This window comes from Streptomyces sp. NPDC020597 (genome assembly GCF_044335095.1).
Taxonomy (GTDB): domain Bacteria; phylum Actinomycetota; class Actinomycetes; order Streptomycetales; family Streptomycetaceae; genus Streptomyces.
The window spans coordinates 136,955-158,187 of record NZ_JBIRUL010000006.1; the positions used below are offsets into that span (position 1 = coordinate 136,955).

Here is a 21,233-nt window from a genome sequence, read left to right on the forward strand (position 1 = left end):
TGGCTGCCGGACCGACGGGATCAGAGGCCGAGCTCGACCTCGAACTCGCCTGCCTCGAGGATCGCCTTGACCGCGGTCAGGTAACGGGCCGCGTCGGCGCCGTCCACCAGACGGTGGTCGTAGGACAGGGTCAGGTACGTCATGTCGCGGACGCCGATGACCGTGCCCTCGTCCGTCTCGATGACGGCCGGACGCTTGACCGTGGCGCCGATGCCGAGGATCGCGACCTGGTTCGGGGGCACGATGATCGTGTCGAACAGCGCGCCGCGCGAGCCGGTGTTGCTGATGGTGAAGGTCGCACCGGACAGCTCGTCCGGGGTGATCTTGTTCGCGCGGACCTTGCCCGCCAGGTCGGCCGTGGCCTTGGCGATGCCGGCGATGTTCAGGTCGCCCGCGTGCTTGATGACCGGGGTCATCAGGCCCTTCTCCGAGTCCACCGCGATACCGATGCTCTCGGTGTCGAAGTAGGTGATCGTGCCCTCTTCGACGTTGATCCGGGCGTTGACGGCCGGGTGGGCCTTCAGTGCCTGGGCCGCCGCCTTCACGAAGAACGGCATCGGGGAGAGCTTGACGCCCTCGCGGGCCGCGAAGGAGTCCTTCGCCTGCGCGCGGAGCTTCATCAGCCGGGTGATGTCGACCTCGACGACCGAGGACAGCTGCGCCTGCTCGTGCAGCGCCTTGACCATGTTGTCGCCGATGACCTTGCGGATGCGGGGCATCTTCACGGTCTGGCCGCGCAGCGGGGAGGCCTCGAGCTTCGGGGCCTTCTTCGCGGCGGGTGCGGCCTGCGCGGCTGCGGCCGGAGCCGCGGCGGCCTTCGCAGCCTCGGCGGCGGCGATGACGTCCTGCTTGCGGATGCGACCGCCGACGCCGGTGCCCTTGACGGAGCCCAGGTCGACGCCGTTCTCCGCGGCGAGCTTGCGCACCAGCGGGGTCACGTACGCACCCTCGTCGGCGGGCTGCGCCGGAGCCGCGGCCGGAGCCGGGGCGACCGGGGCCGCAGCGGCCGGCGCGGGCGCCGGAGCGGCCGGGGCCGGGGCGGTGGCGACCGGGGCGGGCGCCGGGGCTGGAGCGGCGGGGGCCGGGGCCGGAGCGGCGGGGGCGGCCGGGGCCTCGGCGGCGGGCGCCGGAGCGGGCGCGGCCGGAGCCGGAGCCGCGGCCGGAGCTGCACCCGGGGCGCCGATGACGGCGAGCTTGGCGCCGACCTCGGCGGTCTCGTCCTCGGCGACCGTGATCTCGAGCAGCACACCGGAGGTGGGCGCCGGGATCTCCGTGTCGACCTTGTCGGTGGAGACCTCGAGCAGCGGCTCGTCGGCCTCGACCGAGTCGCCGACCGACTTCAGCCAGCGGGTGACGGTGCCCTCGGTGACGGACTCGCCGAGCGCGGGCAGGACGACGTCCGTGCCCTCGGCGGAGCCGCCGCCGGAAGCGGCCTCGGCGGTGGGAGCCGGGGCGGGAGCCGCCTGCTCGGTGGAGGGCTGGGCGGCCGCGGCCGGCTCGGGGGCCGGCTCGGCGACCTCAGCCGCAGGCGGGCTGGCGTCAGCCGCACCGGTGCCGTCGTCGATGACGGCCAGTTCGGCGCCGACCTCGACGGTCTCGTCCTCGGCGACCTTGATGGACGCCAGGACGCCGGCTGCGGGGGAGGGGATCTCGGTGTCGACCTTGTCGGTCGACACCTCGAGCAGGGGCTCGTCGGCCTCTACGCGCTCACCCTCGGCCTTCAGCCAGCGGGTGACAGTGCCCTCGGTGACGCTCTCGCCGAGCGCCGGAAGGGTTACGGAAACCGCCATGGTTTCGGTTGCTCCTTAACGATTGCGGAAGTCTGGGTCGTCGCTTCGACGTGGTACGACCGAGGGTCAGTCGTGCGAGTGCAGCGGCTTGCCCGCCAGGGCCAGGTGGGCCTCGCCGAGCGCCTCGTTCTGCGTCGGGTGGGCGTGGATGAGCTGCGCGACCTCGGCGGGCAGCGCCTCCCAGTTGTAGATCAGCTGGGCTTCGCCGACCTGCTCGCCCATGCGGTCGCCGACCATGTGGACGCCGACCACGGCGCCGTCCTTCACCTGGACGAGCTTGATCTCGCCCGCGGTGCCCAGGATCTTGCTCTTGCCGTTGCCCGCGAGGTTGTACTTCAGAGCGACGACCTTGTCCGCGCCGTAGATCTCCTTGGCCTTGGCCTCGGTGATGCCCACGGAGGCGACCTCGGGGTGGCAGTACGTCACCCGGGGGACGCCGTCGTAGTCGATCGGAACGACCTTCTGGCCGGCCAGACGCTCCGCGACCAGCATGCCCTCGGCGAAGCCGACGTGCGCGAGCTGGAGCGTCGGGACCAGGTCGCCGACCGCGGAGATGGTCGGGACGTTGGTGCGCATGTACTCGTCGACCAGGACGTAGCCGCGGTCCGTCGCGACGCCCTGCTCCTCGTAGCCGAGACCGGCGGAGACGGGCCCGCGGCCCACCGCGACCAGCAGGACCTCGGCCTCGAACTCCTTGCCGTCGGCCAGGATGACCTTGACGCCGTCGGCGGTGTACTCGGCCTTCGAGAAGAAGGTGCCCAGGTTGAACTTGATGCCGCGCTTGCGGAACGCGCGCTCGAGCAGCTTGGAGGAGTTCTCGTCCTCGACCGGCACCAGGTGCTTGAGGCCCTCGATGACCGTCACGTCGGCGCCGAAGGACTTCCACGCCGAGGCGAACTCGACGCCGATGACGCCGCCGCCCAGGATGATCGCGGACTTCGGCACGCGGTCCAGGACGAGGGCGTGGTCGGAGGAGATGATCCGGTCGCCGTCGATCTCCAGACCCGGCAGCGACTTGGGCACCGAGCCGGTCGCGAGCAGCACGTGGCGGCCCTGGACGCGCTGTCCGTTCACGTCGACGGAGGTCGGGGAGGACAGGCGGCCCTCACCCTCGATGTACGTCACCTTGCGGGAGGCGATGAGTCCCTGGAGGCCCTTGTACAGGCCCGAGATGACGCCGTCCTTGTACTTGTGGACGGCGGGGACGTCGATGCCCTCGAAGGTCGCCTTGACGCCGAACTGCTCGCTCTCGCGGGCCTGGTCGGCGATCTCGCCCGCGTGCAGCAGGGCCTTGGTGGGGATGCACCCCCGGTGCAGGCAGGTACCGCCGACCTTGTCCTTCTCGATCAGGGCGACGTCCAGGCCCAGCTGCGCCCCGCGCAGGGCCGCGGCGTAACCACCGCTACCACCGCCGAGGATCACTAGGTCGAAAACGGTGCTGGCGTCGTTCGCCACGTCACGTCCTCCATGCATGTGCGCCACGCCGGTCTCCAGTGACCGGTCGGCGGCTGGTGTCCGGCCGCTGAAGTCTCGGCCCTGTGGTGGGGGCCCTGTCCTGCCGAGCCCCATCCTCGCACTTGTCGGACCCCGACGAGACACGGGGCCGGGGTGTGAGACACCCCACGCTCACTTGTGACATGGGTGACCGGCCCCACCCGGGGCGCGGGAACTGCGCGACCGGCCGCATTCGGGCCGCTCCCGTCACATGACGGGAGCACCCGAGTGACCAGGCGCACAGTTCCCTTCCCGGATCGACTAGCCGAGGTCGCCGGCGGCGGTCAGCTCCGCCAGCCGCACCAGCGTCCGCACCGCGGTGCCGGTGCCGCCCTTAGGCGTGTAGCCGAACGGGCCGCCCTCGTTGAACGCCGGTCCGGCGATGTCCAGGTGCGCCCAGGTGATCCCCTCGCCCACGAACTCGCGCAGGAAGAGACCGGCCACCAGCCCGCCGCCCATCCGCTCACCCATGTTCGCGATGTCCGCGACGGTGGAGTCCATGCCCTTGCGCAGGTGCTCCGGCAGCGGCATCGGCCACGCCGGCTCGCCGACCTCCTCGGCCGCCTCGTGCACCGCCGAGCGGAACGCGTCGTCGTTCGCCATGATCCCGAAGGTGCGGCTGCCGAGCGCCAGCATCATCGCGCCGGTCAGGGTCGCGACGTCGACGATCGCGTCCGGCTTCTCCGCGGAGGCCGCCCACAGCGCGTCCGCGAGGACCAGCCGGCCCTCGGCGTCGGTGTTGAGGACCTCGACGGTCTTGCCGCTGTACATGCGCAGCACGTCGCCCGGCCGGGTGGCCGAGCCGGAGGGCATGTTCTCGGCGAGCGCCAGCCATCCGGTGACGTTCACCTCGAGACCGAGTCGCGCGGCGGCGACGACCGCGGCGAAGACCGCCGCGGCCCCGCTCATGTCGCACTTCATCGTCTCGTTGTGCCCGGCCGGCTTGAGCGAGATGCCGCCCGAGTCGTAGGTGATGCCCTTGCCGACGAACGCGAGGTGCTTCGTCGCCTTGCCGGACGTGTACGACAGCTTGACCAGGCGCGGCGCAGCCGCCGAGCCGGCGCCGACGCCCAGGATGCCGCCGTAGCCGCCCTTGGCGAGCGCCTTCTCGTCGAGGACCTGCACCTTGATGCCGTGTTCCTTCGCCGCGGCCTGCGCGATGCCGGCGAACGCCTGCGGGTCGAGGTCGTTCGGCGGCATGTTGATCAGGTCGCGCGCCCGGTTGAGCTCCTCGCCGACGGCGACGGCGCGCAGCAGCGCGGCCTTGTGGGCGGCGTCGCGCGGCTTCCCGCCGAGCAGGGCGGCCTCGGCCAGCGGCGCCTTGGCGTTCTTGGCCTTGGCGTCGCTGTTCGAGCGCGCGGTCTGCTTGTACGCGTCGAAGGAGTAGGCGCCGAGCACCACGCCCTCGCCGATCGCGCCGATGTCGCCGGCGTCGGTCACCGGCAGCGCGAACGCGGCCTTCCTGGCGCCGACGAGGATGCGGGCGGCGGCGCCGGCGGCCCGGCGCAGCGCCTCGGCCTCGTAGCCGGCGTCCTTCTCGGGCTCGGAGCCGAGCCCCACCGCGAGCACGAGCGGCGTCCTGAAGCCGGCCGGGGCGGGCAGCTTCGTCACCTCGCCCTCGGCGCCGGAAGCCCCGAGGGTCTCCAGAACGCCGGCGAGCCGGCCGTCGAACGCCGTGTCGACGGCTTCGGCGCCTGGGGCAACGATCGGGCCCTTTGCGCCCTTGGCGACACCGATCACGATCGCGTCGGCCCGCAGGCCGGGCGCCGCGGCGGTGCTGAGAGTGAGAGCAGTCACGGTGGTGAAATCTCGCTTCCGATGTGGAGTTGCTGTGGCCGGAGTGCGGGTCGACCGGGCCCGACAGCCGACCCCGGACGAGGGGTTGTCGGGTGCGGTCGTGTCCGGGGTTGCGTCCCACCGGCGCGGCGAACCGGCGTGGCGAATCCCGGGACGAGCGTACGCGTGCCTGTGCGTTCGCTCATGCACGCGAGTCTTCGCCCCTGTCGGTGGCGTCGTCTCCGCCGGACGATCCTCGCACTACCGTGACCGGCGCACACCCCTCGGGTTCCCCGCCCGCCACGGCAGCCCCGCGCACGACGCCGAACACGCCCTACCCGCCCAGGGCCAGCACCGTCAGCGCGGTCGTCGCCGCCGTCTCCGCCAGCCCGCCGAACACGTCCCCGGTCACTCCGCCGAAGCGGCGCGTGCAGTGGCGCAGCAGGAGTTCGGCGGCGACGAGCGCGAGGACGACCGCGGCGGCCGTGCGCACCCCGTCGGCCACGCCGGACAGCCCGCCGCCGAGGGCCGCGACGACGACGCAGACCGCCGCCACACACACCGCGCCCGCGACCGGGACCACCCCGGCGACCGCCGCGCCCAGCCCCTCCGGCCGGGCCGCCGGGACCCCGGCGCGGGCGGCCAGGGTGAGCGCCAGGCGCGCGGCGACCGCCGAGGCGACGGCGGCCACCGCGCCCCGCGCCCAGGTGTCGCCGTACGCCTGTGCCAGCGCGGCCGTCTGGGCGAGCAGCACCAGGACGAGTGTGAGCACGCCGAACGGGCCGATGTCCGACTGCTTCATGATCCGCAGCGCGTCCTCGGCGGGCTTGCCGCTGCCCAGGCCGTCCGCGGTGTCGGCCAGCCCGTCGAGGTGCAGTCCCCGGGTGAGCACCGCGGGCACGGCGGCCGACGCGACGGCGGCGAGCAGCGGGCTCGCGCCCAGCCGCAGCAGCAGCAGCCCGAGCCCCGCCGCACAGCCGCCGACGACCAGCCCGACCAGGGGCGCGCTCAGCATCCCGCCGCGTGCGGCCGGGCGGTCCCAGCGGGTCACCCGCACCGGCAGCACGGTGAGGGTGCCGAAGGCGAAGCGCAGACCGTCGAGGGGCGAGGCGGGGGGCGCGGCATTGGACATCGCCGCAGACTATGGCCTGGCCGTCGGGCGGCTCATGCCGGGGACCACCGCCGGCGCGGGTCCCGGACGGCGGGTTCCGGACGGCGGGTTCCGGACGGCGGGTTCCGGACGGCGGGTTCCGGATAGCCCGGACGCGCCGCCCGCGAGGCAGCGCGCCCCGCTCCCCGTGAGACTGGAGGCATGGGCGACTGGCTGCAGCGCAACATCGTCGAACCGGGCAAGCTCCCACTGCTCCTCGCCCTGATCGCGTTCGTGGCCACCTTCCTGATCACCCGGGTCATCACCCGCCTCATCCGGGCCGGCAAGGGCCCGTTCGGGAACGTCAGCTCCGGCGGGGTGCACATCCACCACGTGGTCCCGGGCGTCGTGCTGACCGTCGCGGGCGGGTTCGGCTCCGTGGCGAGCGGCCGGCACGGCTTCGGGGCGGGAGCCTTCGCGGTGGTCTTCGGCATCGGCACGGGCCTGGTCCTCGACGAGTTCGCGCTGATCCTGCACCTGGACGACGTGTACTGGACGGAGGCGGGCCGCAAGAGCGTGGAGGCCGTGGTCCTCACGGCGGCGCTGGGCGGACTGCTGCTCGTGGGCTTCTCGCCGTTCGGCGTCGACGGGATGAGCGAGGAGGAGCTCCAGGACCGGGGAAGCGTCCTCGCTACCGTCGGCGCCAACGTCCTGTTCTCGCTGGCCGTACTCACCAAAGGCAAGATCAAGACGGCCGTCTTCAGTGTGTTCGTCCCGCTCGTCGGGTTGGTCGGCCTGGTCCGGGTCGCCCGGCCCGCTTCCCCGTGGGCCCGCCGCTTCTACCGGCGGCGGCCGCGGGCCCGCGCGAAGGCGATGCTGCGCGCCTACCGCCACGACCGGCGCTGGGCCGGGCCCCGACGGCTGGTGGGGGACTGGCTCGGCGGGAAGACGGACGCGGAGCTGGCTCAGTCCGGCGAACGGAAGTGAGAGGGCCGGTCCGCCGCACGCGGGCGACCGCGCCGGTCCGTCGCGTGCGAACGCCGGGGCCCGTACGCGTGGCCCCCGCGCCCGCCGTCCGGCGGCGGACCGGGGGACTGCGGGTCCGGCGGTGGGCCCGGGGGCTGCGGGTCCGGCGGTGGGCCGGGGGACTGCGGGTCGGGTGACGCCCGGGGGGCGGGGGCCGGTTCCGGGCCGGCCCACCGGGGCCCCGGGTGGATCCGCCTGCGGCGCCATGGGCCGCGCGGGCGGGACCGGGCCGCCCCGTCGGACCGGTCCCGCCGGCGCAGGCACACGTACAGGACCGCGGTGGCCGCGATCGCGGCGAGGTGCTCCCTGCCGGCCAGGTTGTTCTTCAGCAGCACCTCCACCGCCATCGCGACGATCACCGCGGCCGCCGTCGCGTACGCGCGAAGGCGCCAGCCCAGGAACACCGCGAGGCCCACCACCGCCGCCGAAGGGCCGGTGTCCACCACCAGTGCGTCGGACGCGGGCAGGCCGAACGGGCCGCCGGGGCCGAGGGCCAGCCCCACGCGGGCGTACAGCGTGCCGGCGAGTGTGGCGGTGTACGCGACGAGGAGGGTGCGCGGCCGGCCCAGACAGAGCTCCGCGATCCCGAACACCAGCAGGATCTGCGCCAGCGCGCCCCAGACCGGCAGGTCGAGAGCGGGCACGAACAGCGACAGCGGTGTGCGCGACAGGGCGAGCCACAGCGGGTCCTCGGCCCGCACCGCGCCGAGGTCCTGCACAGGCCGGTAGCCCCAGGACTGGTTCTGCACGATCTGCGTCAGGGACGTCAGACACACCGCCGCCAGCGTCATCGGGGCCGCCCGCCACCGCCGCCGGGCCAGCGGGCCGCGCACGGCCCGGCACAGCGGCCCCCACTCGGCGCGGGCCCAGCGGGCGACCCGCCTCACCGCCGCGTCTCCAGGCGTCCGCGACGCGGGAGCCCCGGCAGCGCGGGCAGCCCGGGCGCTTCCAGGAACCCCTCGGCGCGCACCGACGCCACGGCGATGCGCGGCAGGTCCGCGCTCTTCTCGAACAGCAGGAAACGCGGCTCCCAGACCGGCCGGTACTTGGCGTTTGCGCGGTAGAGGGACTCGATCTGCCACCAGCGGGAGAAGAAGCACAGCAGCGACCGCCACAGCCGCAGCACCGGCCCGGCGCCCAGCCGGTCGCCCCGTTCGAAGACCGAGCGGAACACCGCGAAGTTCAGCGAGACCTGGACGATCCCCGTCTCCCGGGCCCGCCGCAGCAGTTCGACGACCATGAACTCGGTCAGCCCGTTGTCGCCCTGGCGGTCGCGCCGCATCAGATCGAGGGACAGCCCGTGCGGTCCCCACGGCACGAACGAGAGCAGGGCGCGCAGTTCACCGTCGGCGTCGGTGCACTCCAGCATCACGCAGCGCCCGTCCCGCGGGTCCCCGAGCCGGCCGAGCGCCATGCTGAACCCGCGCTCGGCGGCCCCGTCGCGCCAGTCGTCGGCCCGTCGCAGCAGGTACGCCATCTCGTCGGCCGGGATGTCCTCGTGACGCCGCACGCGCACGGTGTACCCGGCCCGGCGGACCCGGTTGCACGCCTGCCGCACCGTCCGCATGGCGCGTCCTTCGAGGGTGAACTCGGCGACCTCGACGACGGCCTCGTCCCCGAGCTCCAGCGCGTCCAGCCCGTGCCGGGCGTACACCGTCCCGGCCTCCTCGCTCGCGCCCGTCACCGCCGGGATCCATCCGTGCGCCCGCGCCTCGGCCAGCCACGGCTCGATCGCCCCCGGCCAGGCCTCCGGGTCGCCCAGCGGATCCCCCGAGGCCAGCGACACCCCGCCGACGACGCGGTAGGCGACGGCGGCCTTCCCGGTCGGGGACCAGCACACGCTCTTCTCCCGGCGCAGCGCGAAGTAGCCGAGCGAGTCCCGCTCGCCGTGCCGGTCGAGCAGCTCCCGCAGCCGCTTCTCGTCGTCCTCGGTGAGCGGGTCGACGGCCCGCCGGGAGCGGAAGGCGGCGTACAGGACGGCCAGCAGAAGCGCCGTGCTCAGCACGTTGACGGCGATGTCGACCCAGGTGGGCGGCGCGATCCCGGGGGCGCCGGGGCCGTCCGCCGCGACGGAGACCAGCCGCAGGGCGCCGTACCGCCAGCGTTCGAGGAACGTGGACGGCGTGGACGCCCGGTCGGTGACCGTCACCAGCAGCGCGGCCAGCAGCGAGGCGCCGAGCAGCCCGCCCGCGCCGACGGCCGCGGCGAGCCGCGGGTTGGACCGGTCGCCCTTGGCGTAGAACGCGCGCCGCCCGGCCAGCAGCGCGGCGACGAACGCGGCGGTCAGCGCGAGCGAGACCCAGTTCTGGGGATGGCGCCGGATCTCCGGGAGCGCCATGGCCAGGGCGAACAGCCCGAGGAAGGCTCCGCTCAGGACCAGGTTCAGGATCCATGCGGCCCGTTTGCGCCGCCCCATGGTGACGGCGAGGAACGCGGTGAACAGTCCGGACGCGAACCCGGCCGTCAGCAGGTACGGGGTGAAGAAGTCCGCCTGGTTGTGCCGCCGCACGTCCTGCCCCAGGGTGACCCACACCGCGCTGAGGAAGTTGACGGACGCGACGGCGCGCAGGTACCAGACGACGAAGGCGGCGGCGCCCCGGGTGTTGCCCATGAGCGGTGATCATATGGGTGCACTTGTGGAAAACCGCTCTTTTGGTGACGCCTGTCCCCTTTAGAGGCCTTCGGCCCCTTCCTGCGTCTGCCCCCGGGTCTCCTCCTGGGCCTCTTCCCGTCCGTCCTCCTGCGTGTCCTCCCTCGTCTCCTCGGGCTTCGGCTCCTCGAGCTTCGTCTCCTCGAGCTTCGGCTCCTCGGGCTTCGCCTCGTCCGGCTTCTCCGGAAGCTCGGCGGCCAGGGCCGCGGCCGCCCGCACCAACGGCAGGGCGAGCAGCGCGCCGGCGCCCTCACCGACCCTCACGCCCTGGTCGAGCAGCGGCTCCAGGGCCATCCGATCGAGCGCCTTGGCCTGTCCCGGTTCGCCGCTGGCATGCCCGGCCAGCCACCAGTCCGGCGCCCGGAACGCGACCCGCTGCCCGACGAGGGCGCAGGCGGCCGCCACGACGCCGTCGAGCACGACCGGCAACTTCCTTACGGCGCACTGGAGCAGAAAGCCCGTCATGGCGGCGAGGTCGGCCCCGCCCACCGTCGCCAACAGCTGCAACTGGTCGCCGAGCACCGGCCGCGCCCGCCGGAGCGCGTCCCGGACGGCGGCGCACTTGCGCATCCACGCCAGGTCGTCGATCGCCTCGCCGCCCCGCCCGGTCACCACGGACGCGTCGGTCCCGCACAGCGCCGCCACCAGCACGCCCGCGGCCGTCGTCCCGCCGACGCTGACGTCGCCCAGCACGACCAGGTCCGTCCCCGAGTCGGCCTCCTCGTCGGCGACGGCCACGCCGGCCGAGAAGGCCGCCTCGGCCTCTTCCGCCGTCAACGCGTCCTCGACGTCGATACGGCCGCTGCCGCGCCGCACCCGGTGCCGTACGACGTCCTCCGGGAAGGCGCCCGGATCGCAGTCGAGCGCCATGTCCACGACCCGCACGGGGACGTCGAGGCGGCGGGCGAGCACGGAGACCGGCCGGCCGCCCTCCAGGACCGCCCGCACCAACTCCGCGGCGCTGCCCGCCGGCCGGGCGGAGACACCGAGCCCGGCCACCCCGTGGTCGCCGGCGAACAGCACCACCCGCGGCCGCAGGATCGGCCGCACGGGCGACGAGCCCTGCGCCGCCGCCAGCCACTCACCCAGGTCGTCCAGACGCCCCAGCGAACCGGGCGGCACGATCTGGCGTTCCCGGCGGGTCTCCGCGTCACGGCGCACACCGCCGTCGGGACGCTCGATCAGATCGGTGAAGTCGTCGAGATTAAGCGAGCTCATTCGCCGAACAGTACCGGCACCGGTCGAACGGCTCCGCTCCCCGTCGTCACCACGCCCGCACGGCGTCATTGCACCGGCGGTCGCTATCCCATACGTTCCGTTTTGCCGTATATCGTCCCTCGTCCGCCTCGCGCTCCCGGAGCCGCTCATGCCCCCCAGGCCCGTCCACGAGCCGCGCCGCGACGACTGCCCCTGGTGCGGCTCGGAGAGCCTGCGCACCCGGCTGCGCGCACCGGACCTGCGCCACCCCAGGCCGGGCACGTTCGTGGTCGACGAGTGCCGGGACTGCCGGCACGCCTTCCAGAACCCGCGACTGACCGCCGAGGGCCTGGAGCTCTACGCCGCACGCGAGGACCACCGGCGGCCCACCCGCGAACGCCTGCGGGCGACGGCGCGCACCATGCTGCCCTTCCCCGAGCCGGAGAGCTGGCTGGACGTCGGGACGGGGGACGCGGCCTTCCCGGACGCGGCGAGGGACGTGTTCGCCTACACGGCGTTCGACGGGGTGGACCCGGCCCCCGTGGTGCGCTGGGCGCACGCGGCGGGACGGCTCGACGAGGCCCACACGGGACTCCTGACGAACCCTGAGACGCTGTCCCGGCTGCGCGGCCGCTACGACGTCGTCAGCATGCTCCACCACCTGGAACACACCCGCGACCCGCGGCAGGAGCTCGCCGCGGCGCTGACGGCCCTGCGCCCCGGCGGCCATCTGCTCCTCGAACTCCCGGACCCGGCCAGCGCCTTCGCCGCGGTGCTCGGCAAGTGGTGGCCCGACCACGACCAGCCCCGCCACCTCCACCTGATCCCGCAGGCCAACCTGCGGGCCGAACTCGAGGCCCGGGGCTGCGAGATCGTCGTGGCGGACCGCGCCGGCCCGCACACGCCGGGAGACCTGGCGGCCGCGGCCTCGCTCTCCCTGCGCAGGACCCGGCTGCGCGCGGCGGCCGGCCCGCTGATCGCCCTGGCCGCCGCACTCGACCACCTCCTCGCCCCGGCCCTGCGCCGCACCCGCTTCTCGAACGCCTACCGGATCGTCGCCCGCAGAGCCTGACCGACCCGGCCGGGGACCGCGGAACACGAGCCGAACGCGCCGTGCGGCGGCTCAGCCGCGGAGCACCAGCGCCTGGCCCGCCACCACCAGCACGACCTGCTCGCACTCCGCCGCGACCGCCGCGTTCAGCCGCCCCAGCTCGTCGCGGTAGCGCCGTCCCGACGCCGTCGCCGGCACGATGCCCGAGCCGACCTCGTTGGACACCAGGACGACGGTCCGCCGCGCCGAGCGCACGGCGTCCGCCAGCTCCCGCACCCGCGCCCGCAGCGCCTTCTCGCCGCCGTCCGCCCACACCGCGTCGTCCCACGCCCCGACCGCGTCCATCACGTCCGTCAGCCACAGCGACAGACAGTCGATCAGCAGCGGCGCCCCGTCCTGCGACAGCAACGGGACGAGGTCGCAGGTCTCCGTCGTCCGCCAGGAGCCCGGCCGCCGCTCCCGGTGCACGGACACCCGGGACGCCCACTCGGTGTCGCCGCCCCGGGTCCCCCCGGTGGCCACGTACCACACGCCGGGAAAGGCCTCCAGCCGCCGTTCGGCCTCCACCGACTTGCCCGACCGGGCCCCGCCCAGCACCAGAGTCCGGCGCGGCACGTCCGGCACGTCCTCGTACACGCCCACCGTCAGCGTCGTGCCGTCCGGGACCGCCCGCGCCCCCGCCGCCGCGAGCCGGCGGCCGAGCTCCGCGCCCGGCGGCACGTCGTGGTCCAGGTGGACGGCGACCACGTCCGTCGTCGGCCCCACCGCCCCGACCGCCCGCAGCTTCGCCAGCGCGTCCGGCCGCCCGACCACGTCCAGCAGGACCATGTCGTAGCGCCCGGCGTGCTCCGACCCCTCCTCCAGGCCGGCCGGCGCGCCCCGCGGCGGCAGATACAGCAGGCGCTGCCCGTCGGGCCCGGTCACCGCGTACCCGGTGCCCGGCGCGTCCATCGCCACCGCCCGCACTTGATGCCCCGTCGCCGTCGTGGACTCCCGCCCGTCCGGGACCCGGCCGGGCTGCGGCAGGCCGACCGGCACCTCCACCGGCGGACCGTCGTGCGGATGCGTCAGCAGCACCCGGCCCACCCCGGCCAGCGAGTGCCCCGCCCGCGCGGCGGCGAAGGCCGCGCCCGGCGTGAGGTCGAGCAGCAGGGCGCCGTCCACGAGCAGCGCGGTCGCGGCCCGCGCGTGCGCCCCCAGCGAGATCGCGCACACGGCGCAGGAGCATTCGGGGCGGGGCAGTCCCGCGGGGGCGCCGGTACCGAGCAGAGTGACTTCCACGGAGCTGATTTTCGCGCGTCCGACCTGGTCCCGCGCCTTTGGCCCGGCACTGTCCCGAACGGGCGAGATCCCGCGTCTGCGGCACGGGCCGCCGGACAGGCCCTAGGCTCAGGGCAGAAGCCGGACCTGGATCCGGCTTCTGCTCTGCACGTGGTCACAGCTGGGAGGCGTACATGGCGGCATGGACGTGGCGGTTCGAGAAGGCCGACGGGACGGAGGTCCAACCCGCGGTGCAGCCCGACGAGTTCACCACGCAGGGGGACGCCGAGTCCTGGATCGGGGAGGTCTGGAAGGACCTTCTCGAAGGCGGCGCGGACCAGGTGCGGCTCTTCGAGGAGTCCACCGAGATCTACGGACCGATGAGCCTGCGCGCGAACGAGGCGTAGCCGTACGGCGGGACGGCCGGACCCCGGCCGTCCCGCCCCCGTCCACCCTCGTCGTGCGGCGAGGGGCCGTTCACCCGAACGAGCGGATCCGGTCCGCTCAGCCGCGCACCCCGCACAGATGCAGCAGCGCCGCGACCTGCCGGTAGGGGTCGGTCCGCCCGGCCCGCTCCTCGGCACCGAGCAGCTTCTCGAGGTCGCCCGGAATCTCCGCGTCGTCCGCGGCCGTGTCCGTGAAGACCCGCACCCCGTACCAGGCCTGAAGCGGCGCCCCGATCCCGGCGAGCGCGTCGGTCAGCGTCGCCAGCCGGTCCGCCCGCACGTCCAGTCCCAGCCGGTTGCGGTACGAGACGGTGTCGAAGGATCCCAGCGCGCCCGCCCAGTCCCCGGCCAGGCCCGAGCGCATGGCCAGCGCGTCCGCGTTGCGCACCAGCAGCGACAGCAGCCCGCCGGGAGCCAGCATCCGCCCGAGCCCCGCCAGCAGGGCGTCCGGCGCCTCCACGTACATCAGCACGCCGTGGCACAGCACCACGTCGAAACTGCCGGGCAGGAAGTGCACCCCGGTGTCCCGGCCGTCGCCCTCGATGATCCGCATCCGCTCCCGGATGCCCTCGGGCTCGCCCTTGAGCGCCTCGCGGGCCACGGCGACCATGGTCGCGTCCTGCTCCAGCCCGGTCACCTGGTGACCGAGCCGGGCCAGCCGCAGCGCCTGCGTGCCCTGCCCCATCCCGACGTCGAGGACCCGCAGCCGCTGTCCCACGGGATAGCGCCCCGCCATCTGCTCGTCGAGCTGCCGGGCCACCAGCTCCTGACGTACGACGTCACGCAGCCCGCCCAGCTTGCTCAGCCAGGCCTCGGCCGCTCCCCCGGAGAAAGCCGCAGTGCTCAGAGCTGCGCTCCACGCTTGACCTGCGGCTTGGGCAGCCGCAGCCGGCGCATCTGCAGCGAGCGCATCAGCGCGTAGGCGACCGCGCCCCGCCGGTTCTGGTCGGGGAAGCGCTCGGCCAGCCGCTTGCGCAGCCGGAAGCCGGTCATGAGCGAGTCCAGCACGATCAGGACGATCACGACCAGCCACAGCAGCAGCGCGATGGTCTGCAGCGAGCCCACCCGCACCATGCTGAGCACGAGGATGACCACGGCCATCGGCAGGAAGAACTCCGCCACGTTGAACCGCGCGTCGATGAAGTCGCGCGCGAACTTGCGGACCGGCCCCTTGTCGCGGACCGGCAGATAGCGCTCGTCGCCGCCGGCCAGCGCCTTGCGCTGCCGTTCCATCTGGGCGCGGCGCTCGTCGCGCTGCCGCTTGGCGGCGTCCTTGCGCGACGTCGAGGTGTTGGCGACGCTGCGGCGCTGGGTCTGGGCCTCACTGCGCTTGGGCGTGGGCCTGCCCTTCTTCGCCTGAGGGTCACGGGGCTGCTTGGAGTCGGTCACCACCGCGTCGACGGGGGCCTTCTCTTCCTTGGCACGGCTACGGAACACAAAACCCAAGGGTAAGCGCTCCTGGGCATGGACCCCAGCCCGGACGGGAACGATCCGGCAACACCAGTCGTCTGTAGAAGGGACAGACCGGGCGAGAACGAGGAAGAGGGGCGAAGGGCGGCGCGTCGCGCACCCTGACCGTCACCTACTCCTCACGCCGGAGCCCGGGCCCCGTCAGTCGTCCTTGGGGAGGAGCGCATCCGCCCCCGAACAGTGCGTCAATGGAGGCAGGGCCCGTACTGTGGGTTCTGTCGCAGACCTGAGAGCCGGAGTCCGTCAGAAGGGGGCGCGCGAAGCCCATGAGCGGTGTCATGAAGCGTATGGGGATGATCTTCCGCGCGAAGGCGAACAAGGCCCTTGACCGGGCCGAGGACCCGCGCGAAACCCTCGACTACTCGTACCAGAAGCAGCTGGAGCTCCTGCAGAAGGTCCGCCGCGGCGTCGCCGACGTCGCCACCTCGCGCAAGCGCCTGGAGCTGCAGCTGAACCAGCTCCAGTCGCAGTCCTCCAAGCTGGAGGACCAGGGCCGCAAGGCGCTCGCGCTCGGCCGCGAGGACCTCGCCCGCGAGGCGCTCTCCCGCCGCGCCGCCCTCCAGCAGCAGGTCACCGACCTGGAGACGCAGCACGCCACGCTCCAGGGCGAGGAGGAGAAGCTCACTCTCGCGGCCCAGCGGCTGCAGGCCAAGGTGGACGCCTTCCGCACGAAGAAGGAGACCATCAAGGCCACCTACACCGCCGCCCAGGCCCAGACCCGCATCGGCGAGGCCTTCTCCGGCATCTCCGAGGAGATGGGCGACGTCGGCCTGGCCATCCAGCGTGCCGAGGACAAGACCGCCCAGCTCCAGGCCCGGGCCGGGGCTCTCGACGAGCTCCTCGCCTCCGGCGCCCTGGACGACCCGACGGGCATCGCCAGGGACGACATCCAGACCGAGCTGGACCGGCTCTCCGGTGGTACGGATGTAGAGCTGGAGCTGCAGCGCATGAAGGCCGAGCTGGCCGGCGGCCCGTCCGCGGGCCAGCAGGCCATCGAGGGCGGCACGGGCCGGCCGCAGTCCCAGCAGCAGCCGCAGGACACCCCGCGCTTCGACAAGCAGTAGCCCGGCGCCGGGGCCCGGAGCCGAGGAGGGCGACGTGATCGTACGGATCATGGGGGAGGGCCAGTGGCAACTGGCCGACTCCCACTTCGTCGAACTGAACAAGCTGGACGACGACCTCCTCGCGGAGATGGAGAGCGGCGACGAGGACGGCTTCCACCGCACCCTCGGCGCCCTCCTGGACGCCGTACGCCGCCTCGGCGCCCCCCTGCCGGACGAGGCACTGGAACCCTCCGAGCTCATCCTCCCGTCGCCGGACGCGAGCCTGGAGGAGGTCCGGGAGATGCTGAGCGACGACGGCCTGATCCCCGGGTGACGTCCGCGTCCTCCCGGTGACGCCCACGGCGCCTCGGACCCGTCGGGGCGCCTCGGTCCGGGCACGGTGACACAGCCCGTCCGGCGACCGGGGACGAGGCCCGTTCAGGGCCGACAGCGGGGTCCGGGGGCGCCGGCCCCCGGCTACGGCGAGGAAAGCGACGGCAACCAGAAAGTGACCCTCCTTTCCCGGGCCGAGTGCCGGCTCAAGGCCCACCCCCTGACCCTCGACGCCTTCCTCGCCGCGGGCGTCCTCCTCTGCATGCTCGCCGGCTCGCTCGTCGACCCGCACGGCGAGCGGAGCGTCAGCTGGAGCATCCGCACGCCGGACCCGCTCAGCCTCCTGCTCATGACCCTCGGCGCCGCGGCCCTCGTCCTGCGCCGCCGCGCCCCCATGACGGTCCTCGTCCTCACCGGCGCGGTGTCCGTGGCCGAGTCCGTCACCGGCGACCCCCGCGCCCCCGTGGCGATGTCCGCCGTCGTCGCCCTGTTCACCGTCGCCTCCGCCACCGACCGCCCCACCACCCTGCGGGCCGGCCTGCTCACCATGACGGTCCTCACCGGCGCGGCCATGCTCGCCGGACCGCTCCCGTGGTACGCCCAGGACAACCTCGGGATCCTCGCCTGGACCGGCATCGGCGCCACCGCGGGCGACGCGGTCCGCAGCCGCCGGGCGGTCGTCCAGGCCATCCGGGACCGTGCCGAACGGGCGGAGCTCACCCGGGAGGAGGAGGCCCGCCGCAGGGTCGCCGAGGAGCGGCTGCGCATCGCCCGCGACCTGCACGACGTCGTCGCCCACCACATCGCCCTGGTCAACGTCCAGGCCGGGGTCGCCGCGCACGTCATGGACAAGCGGCCCGACCAGGCCAAGGAGGCCCTCGCGCACGTCCGTGAGGCCAGCCGCTCCGCGCTCAACGAACTGCGGGCGACGGTGGGGCTGCTGCGCCAGTCCGGCGACCCGGAGGCCCCCACCGAGCCCGCTCCCGGCCTGGACCGCCTCGACGAGCTCGCCGGTACCTTCCGCAGCGCCGGACTCCCGGTCGAGGTGGCCCGCGCCGACCACGGGACCACGCTCCCCGCCGCCGTCGGCCTGGCCGCCTACCGGGTCATCCAGGAAGCCCTCACCAACGTCCAAAAGCATGCCGGACCGGCGGCGAAGGCCGAGGTCAGCGTCGTACGGGTGGGGCCGAACATCGAGGTCACGGTCCTCGACGACGGGCAGCAGGCGGACGACGCCCCGCCGGCGGCGGGCAGCGGCCACGGGCTGCTGGGCATGCGGGAACGCGTCACGGCCCTGCGCGGCACCCTCACCACCGGCCCCCGCTACGGCGGCGGTTACCGCGTCCACGTCATCCTGCCGGTCAAGCCCCGTACCGGCGCCGCCGAGGCGGAGACCCGCGCTGCCGGGAGCCGTGCCCCGCAGTCCGGCGCCGGGCAGCCCCCGCCCGGCCGGCTCCCCGCCGCGCGGTGCCGCCCCGCCCAGCCCGGCACGGACGCGCCCCGTACCGAGCCGCCCCGTAACGCCGAGCCCCGTACCGCAGAGGATCCCGCATGACCATCCGCGTCCTGCTCGCCGACGACCAGGCGCTGCTGCGCAGCGCCTTTCGCGTGCTCGTCGACTCCGAGCCCGACATGGAGGTGGTCGGTGAGGCGTCCGACGGCGCGGAGGCGGTGCGGCTGGCCAAGGAGAGGCCCGTCGACGTGGTCCTGATGGACATCCGCATGCCCGGCACGGACGGTCTCGCCGCGACCCGTCTGATCAGCGCAGACCCGGCCCTCGGCCACGTCAGGGTGGTCATCCTGACGACCTTCGAGGTGGACGACTACGTCGTGCAGTCGCTGCGGGCCGGCGCCTCCGGCTTCCTCGGCAAGGGCAGCGAGCCCGAGGAGCTGCTGAGCGCCATCCGGATCGCCGCGGGCGGCGACGCGCTGCTCTCGCCGACCGCGACCAAGGGGCTGATCGCCCGCTTCCTCGCCCAGGGCGGCGCGGACGACGACCACGACCCCGCCCGTTCCGCCCGGCTCGGCGCGCTCACCGTGCGCGAGCGCGAGGTCCTCGTGCTGGTCGCCGGAGGCCACTCCAACGACGAGATCGCCGAACGGCTGGAGGTCAGCCCGCTCACGGTCAAGACGCACGTGAACCGGGCCATGGCGAAGCTGGGCGCACGCGACCGGGCGCAACTCGTCGTCATCGCCTACGAGTCGGGCCTGGTGCGCCCCAGGGCGGAGTGAGGACGGCTGCTCCGGTGCGCGGTGGGTGAAGCCCTTTCCCTCGGGTCTGCGACCCCCGAAGGCTTTCCCTATGCTGGCATCTCAATGATCTGCGCAAGAGGGGGCGGGCGCGGTGGGGCTGCACAAGGACGACCCGAAGGCGCTCGGCGGATACCGGATCGTCGACCGGCTCGGGGCCGGCGGCATGGGCGTCGTCTACCGCGGGCGGTCCCGCTCGGGGCGTGAGGTAGCCGTCAAGGTGGTTCACGCCCAGTACGCGGAGGATCCGGTCTTCCGCGCCCGCTTCCGGCAGGAGATCGCGGTGGTCCGCAAGGTGAGCGGCGCCTTCACCGCCCCGGTCGTGGACGCCGACCCGGAGGCCGTCCGGCCCTGGATGGCCACGCAGTACGTGTCGGGTCCCGCGCTCTCCGCCCGCATCCGCGACCACGGCCCGCTGCGGGGCGCGGAACTGCGCCGGCTCGCCCTCGGCCTGGTGGAGGCGCTGCGGGAGATCCACCGGGCCGGCGTCGTCCATCGCGACCTCAAGCCCGGCAACGTCCTGATGGCCCACGACGGGCCGCGCGTCATCGACTTCGGGATCTCCCGGGCGGCGGAGAACCAGACGCTCACCGAGACCGGCAAGATGATCGGCACCCCGCCGTTCATGTCGCCCGAGCAGTTCACCGACGCCCGCTCGGTCGGCCCCGCCTCGGACGTGTTCTCCCTCGGCGCGCTGCTGGTGTTCGCCGCGACCGGGCGAGGCCCCTTCGACGCGGACAGCCCGTATCTGACGGCGTGGCGGGTGATGCAGGAGGAACCGAAGGTGGAGGCGGTGGCCGAGCCGCTGCGCTCGGTCCTCACCCGCTGTCTGGCCAAGGACGCCGACGGCCGGCCCGGGCTCGAGGAGCTGGCCGAGGAGTTCGCCCGGGTGCTGCCCGGGCCCGCGGCGGGCGACCAGGAGACGGTGTCCCTGCGTCTGCCACCGCCTGCGCCGGGCGACGAACCGGGCCGTCCGGCCGCGGAGTCCCGCCCCGGCCGCCGCTCCCTGCTGCGCCGGTGGCCGGTCCTGGCCGGGACGGCGGGTGTCCTCGCCCTGGCCGTCACCGGCTACCTGCTGCTCGACGTGACCCCCTTCAGCAGGGTCGAGGAGTCGAGTGACAGCAGCGGCGACGCACCCTCCGTCAGCCGGGACCCCCTGCCGAAGGGCTGGAGGCCCTGGCAGGCCTCGGTGTACGGCGTCGCCGCGACCGGGGTGAAGAAGCCGCTGGGCGGCGGGGCACCCGACAACGCCTCCCTGACCTGCGTGATGGGAAAGAGCGCCCTGTTCTGCGGCGGCGACGGCACCCTCCCGGTCCGGATCGACGGGGCGACCGGCCGGATCGCCTGGCGCGCCGAGTCCCTGCCGCCCGGCCTGTCGCAGGTGCGGTTCAACAGCGGGCTCATCGGGGTGCACGACGGCGTGCTGCTGGTGCGGGAAGTCGTGATGAACAAGGCGGGCAACGACCAGAGCGCCGCCCTCCTCGCCCTCGACGCCGCCACCGGCAAGCTGGTCTGGTCGCGCCCGATGCCGGGGACGGGCGCCGTCGACCCCGCTGTCGTCGGCGGCCTCCTGCTGACCTCGGACGGTTACCACGTCACTGCCCGCGACGTGCGCGACGGCGCCGTGCGCTGGACGGCCACAGTGCCCGCCGGGCCCACGTACCACTGTGAGTTCCAGGAGGCGGACGGCGTCCCGTACGCCGACTGCACCGACGCCGGCACACCGTCGCGCAACGTGTTCTACGCCGTGGATCCCGCCGACGGCTCGACCCGGAAGGTGAGCGTGCCGGACGGCGACCTCGACTACGTCGGCGCCGTCGGCGGCGACCTGGTCTTCGCCGCGCAGGTCCCGCGGGCCCAGCGGACGTTCGACGAGCCGGCGTACGGCGAGGTTCTGCTGATCGACCCCGGCACCGGCGCCGTGCGGAAGGCGAAGCTGAGCGGCAGCCCGCGCGGGCAGGCGGCGCTGGTGGGCGGGGTGCTCTGCTTCGCCAACTCCCGAGGGCAGCTGGTCGCCCACTCGCCCGGGACGGGCAAGCAGCTGTGGCAGACCTCGACGACGCTTCAGCAGCCCGGCAGGCCCGCCGCCGACGGACGGGGACAGGCGGTGTTCGCGGCCAGTGCCTCCGGACGGGTCGCCGCCGTCGACATCGAGACGGGCGAACTGCTGTGGGAGTCCGCCGCGCGGGCCGAGCAGGTCGTCGACTCCGGCTATGCCGCGCCGCGCGTGTTCTTCGACGGGCGCGCCCTGGTCGTGCTCAGCCCCGACGGGACCGTCTTCACGGTGGACCCCGAGCACCCCGACCTGGAACCCCGGTCGGGGTGACCCGGTGACCCGGTGACCGGGTGATCCGGCC

The 21,233-nt window shown here is 74.0% G+C and carries 17 protein-coding genes and 1 pseudogene; 8 read left to right on the forward strand and 10 right to left on the reverse strand.

Annotated features, from left to right (window positions below):
* Positions 1 to 20 precede the first annotated feature (20 nt).
* The 4 genes from sucB to ACH4ZA_RS13120 all read right to left on the reverse strand — a co-directional run bounded on the left by sucB (position 21) and on the right by ACH4ZA_RS13120 (position 6,192).
* Positions 21 to 1,790 carry a 2-oxoglutarate dehydrogenase, E2 component, dihydrolipoamide succinyltransferase gene (sucB, locus tag ACH4ZA_RS13105; protein WP_398429383.1) on the reverse strand — a complete coding sequence of 590 codons (1,770 nt, stop codon included), beginning with the start codon at positions 1,788 to 1,790 and terminating at the stop codon, positions 21 to 23.
* Between the two features lie 66 nt (positions 1,791 to 1,856).
* Entirely contained in the window at positions 1,857 to 3,245 is a 1,389-nt protein-coding gene (gene lpdA / locus ACH4ZA_RS13110; RefSeq protein ID WP_319282584.1) for a dihydrolipoyl dehydrogenase, read from the reverse strand.
* Between the two features lie 300 nt (positions 3,246 to 3,545).
* Positions 3,546 to 5,081 carry a leucyl aminopeptidase gene (locus ACH4ZA_RS13115; protein WP_398429385.1) on the reverse strand — a complete coding sequence of 512 codons (1,536 nt, stop codon included), beginning with the start codon at positions 5,079 to 5,081 and terminating at the stop codon, positions 3,546 to 3,548.
* A gap of 313 nt (positions 5,082 to 5,394) precedes the next feature.
* Positions 5,395 to 6,192 (reverse strand): adenosylcobinamide-GDP ribazoletransferase, encoded by a 798-nt coding sequence (locus tag ACH4ZA_RS13120; RefSeq protein WP_398429387.1) that lies wholly within the window; start codon positions 6,190 to 6,192, stop codon positions 5,395 to 5,397.
* Between the two features lie 180 nt (positions 6,193 to 6,372).
* Between ACH4ZA_RS13120 and ACH4ZA_RS13125 the strand changes: the two genes are divergently transcribed.
* Positions 6,373 to 7,137, forward strand: coding sequence for a hypothetical protein (locus ACH4ZA_RS13125; protein ID WP_319278897.1), 765 nt, complete (start codon positions 6,373 to 6,375; stop codon positions 7,135 to 7,137).
* A gap of 254 nt (positions 7,138 to 7,391) precedes the next feature.
* On the opposite strand, the pseudogene ACH4ZA_RS13130 reads toward ACH4ZA_RS13125, so the two are convergent.
* The 3 genes and pseudogenes from ACH4ZA_RS13130 to cobT all read right to left on the reverse strand — a co-directional run.
* Positions 7,392 to 8,063 (reverse strand): annotated as a pseudogene (locus ACH4ZA_RS13130) (hypothetical protein); the annotation flags it as partial.
* Positions 8,060 to 9,787: a phosphatidylglycerol lysyltransferase domain-containing protein gene (locus ACH4ZA_RS13135; RefSeq protein WP_398429389.1), complete on the reverse strand. Its 1,728-nt coding sequence runs from the start codon at positions 9,785 to 9,787 to the stop codon at positions 8,060 to 8,062. The gene ACH4ZA_RS13135 and the pseudogene ACH4ZA_RS13130, both read right to left, overlap by 4 nt.
* Before the next feature lie 60 nt (positions 9,788 to 9,847).
* The gene (gene cobT, locus ACH4ZA_RS13140; protein ID WP_398429390.1) at positions 9,848 to 11,044 is read right to left on the reverse strand and encodes a nicotinate-nucleotide--dimethylbenzimidazole phosphoribosyltransferase; all 1,197 of its coding nucleotides are present in this window, start codon (positions 11,042 to 11,044) and stop codon (positions 9,848 to 9,850) included.
* Positions 11,045 to 11,192: 148 nt separating this feature from the next.
* On the opposite strand from cobT, the gene ACH4ZA_RS13145 reads away from it, so the two are divergent.
* A complete protein-coding gene (locus ACH4ZA_RS13145; RefSeq protein ID WP_319278893.1) occupies positions 11,193 to 12,095 on the forward strand; it encodes a class I SAM-dependent methyltransferase in 903 nt (300 codons plus the stop codon).
* Positions 12,096 to 12,146: 51 nt separating this feature from the next.
* Here ACH4ZA_RS13145 and ACH4ZA_RS13150 read toward each other — a convergent pair whose 3' ends face one another.
* Positions 12,147 to 13,355 (reverse strand): bifunctional adenosylcobinamide kinase/adenosylcobinamide-phosphate guanylyltransferase, encoded by a 1,209-nt coding sequence (locus tag ACH4ZA_RS13150; RefSeq protein ID WP_398429391.1) that lies wholly within the window; start codon positions 13,353 to 13,355, stop codon positions 12,147 to 12,149.
* Positions 13,356 to 13,528: 173 nt separating this feature from the next.
* Between ACH4ZA_RS13150 and ACH4ZA_RS13155 the strand changes: the two genes are divergently transcribed.
* On the forward strand, positions 13,529 to 13,741 hold the full coding sequence (locus tag ACH4ZA_RS13155) for a hypothetical protein (RefSeq protein WP_319278890.1): 213 nt from the start codon (positions 13,529 to 13,531) through the stop codon (positions 13,739 to 13,741).
* A 97-nt stretch (positions 13,742 to 13,838) separates the two neighbouring features.
* Here ACH4ZA_RS13155 and ACH4ZA_RS13160 read toward each other — a convergent pair whose 3' ends face one another.
* Both ACH4ZA_RS13160 and ACH4ZA_RS13165 read right to left on the reverse strand, forming a co-directional pair.
* Positions 13,839 to 14,540, reverse strand: a complete 702-nt coding sequence (locus ACH4ZA_RS13160) for a methyltransferase domain-containing protein (protein WP_319278889.1) — start codon at positions 14,538 to 14,540, stop codon at positions 13,839 to 13,841.
* A gap of 83 nt (positions 14,541 to 14,623) precedes the next feature.
* Complete coding sequence (locus tag ACH4ZA_RS13165) at positions 14,624 to 15,217, reverse strand: DUF3043 domain-containing protein (protein ID WP_319278888.1); 594 nt, start codon at positions 15,215 to 15,217, stop codon at positions 14,624 to 14,626.
* Between the two features lie 299 nt (positions 15,218 to 15,516).
* Between ACH4ZA_RS13165 and ACH4ZA_RS13170 the strand changes: the two genes are divergently transcribed.
* From ACH4ZA_RS13170 to ACH4ZA_RS13190, 5 genes are all read left to right on the forward strand, one after another.
* A complete protein-coding gene (locus ACH4ZA_RS13170; protein ID WP_107444392.1) occupies positions 15,517 to 16,314 on the forward strand; it encodes a PspA/IM30 family protein in 798 nt (265 codons plus the stop codon).
* Between the two features lie 34 nt (positions 16,315 to 16,348).
* Positions 16,349 to 16,627 (forward strand): hypothetical protein, encoded by a 279-nt coding sequence (locus ACH4ZA_RS13175; protein WP_319278886.1) that lies wholly within the window; start codon positions 16,349 to 16,351, stop codon positions 16,625 to 16,627.
* Between the two features lie 174 nt (positions 16,628 to 16,801).
* Positions 16,802 to 18,181: a histidine kinase gene (locus ACH4ZA_RS13180; protein WP_398429394.1), complete on the forward strand. Its 1,380-nt coding sequence runs from the start codon at positions 16,802 to 16,804 to the stop codon at positions 18,179 to 18,181.
* Complete coding sequence (locus ACH4ZA_RS13185) at positions 18,178 to 18,858, forward strand: response regulator transcription factor (protein ID WP_319278883.1); 681 nt, start codon at positions 18,178 to 18,180, stop codon at positions 18,856 to 18,858. Before ACH4ZA_RS13180 ends, ACH4ZA_RS13185 begins: the two co-directional genes overlap by 4 nt.
* Before the next feature lie 112 nt (positions 18,859 to 18,970).
* Positions 18,971 to 21,202: a PQQ-binding-like beta-propeller repeat protein gene (locus ACH4ZA_RS13190; protein ID WP_398429396.1), complete on the forward strand. Its 2,232-nt coding sequence runs from the start codon at positions 18,971 to 18,973 to the stop codon at positions 21,200 to 21,202.
* The last annotated feature ends 31 nt before the right edge of the window (positions 21,203 to 21,233 follow it).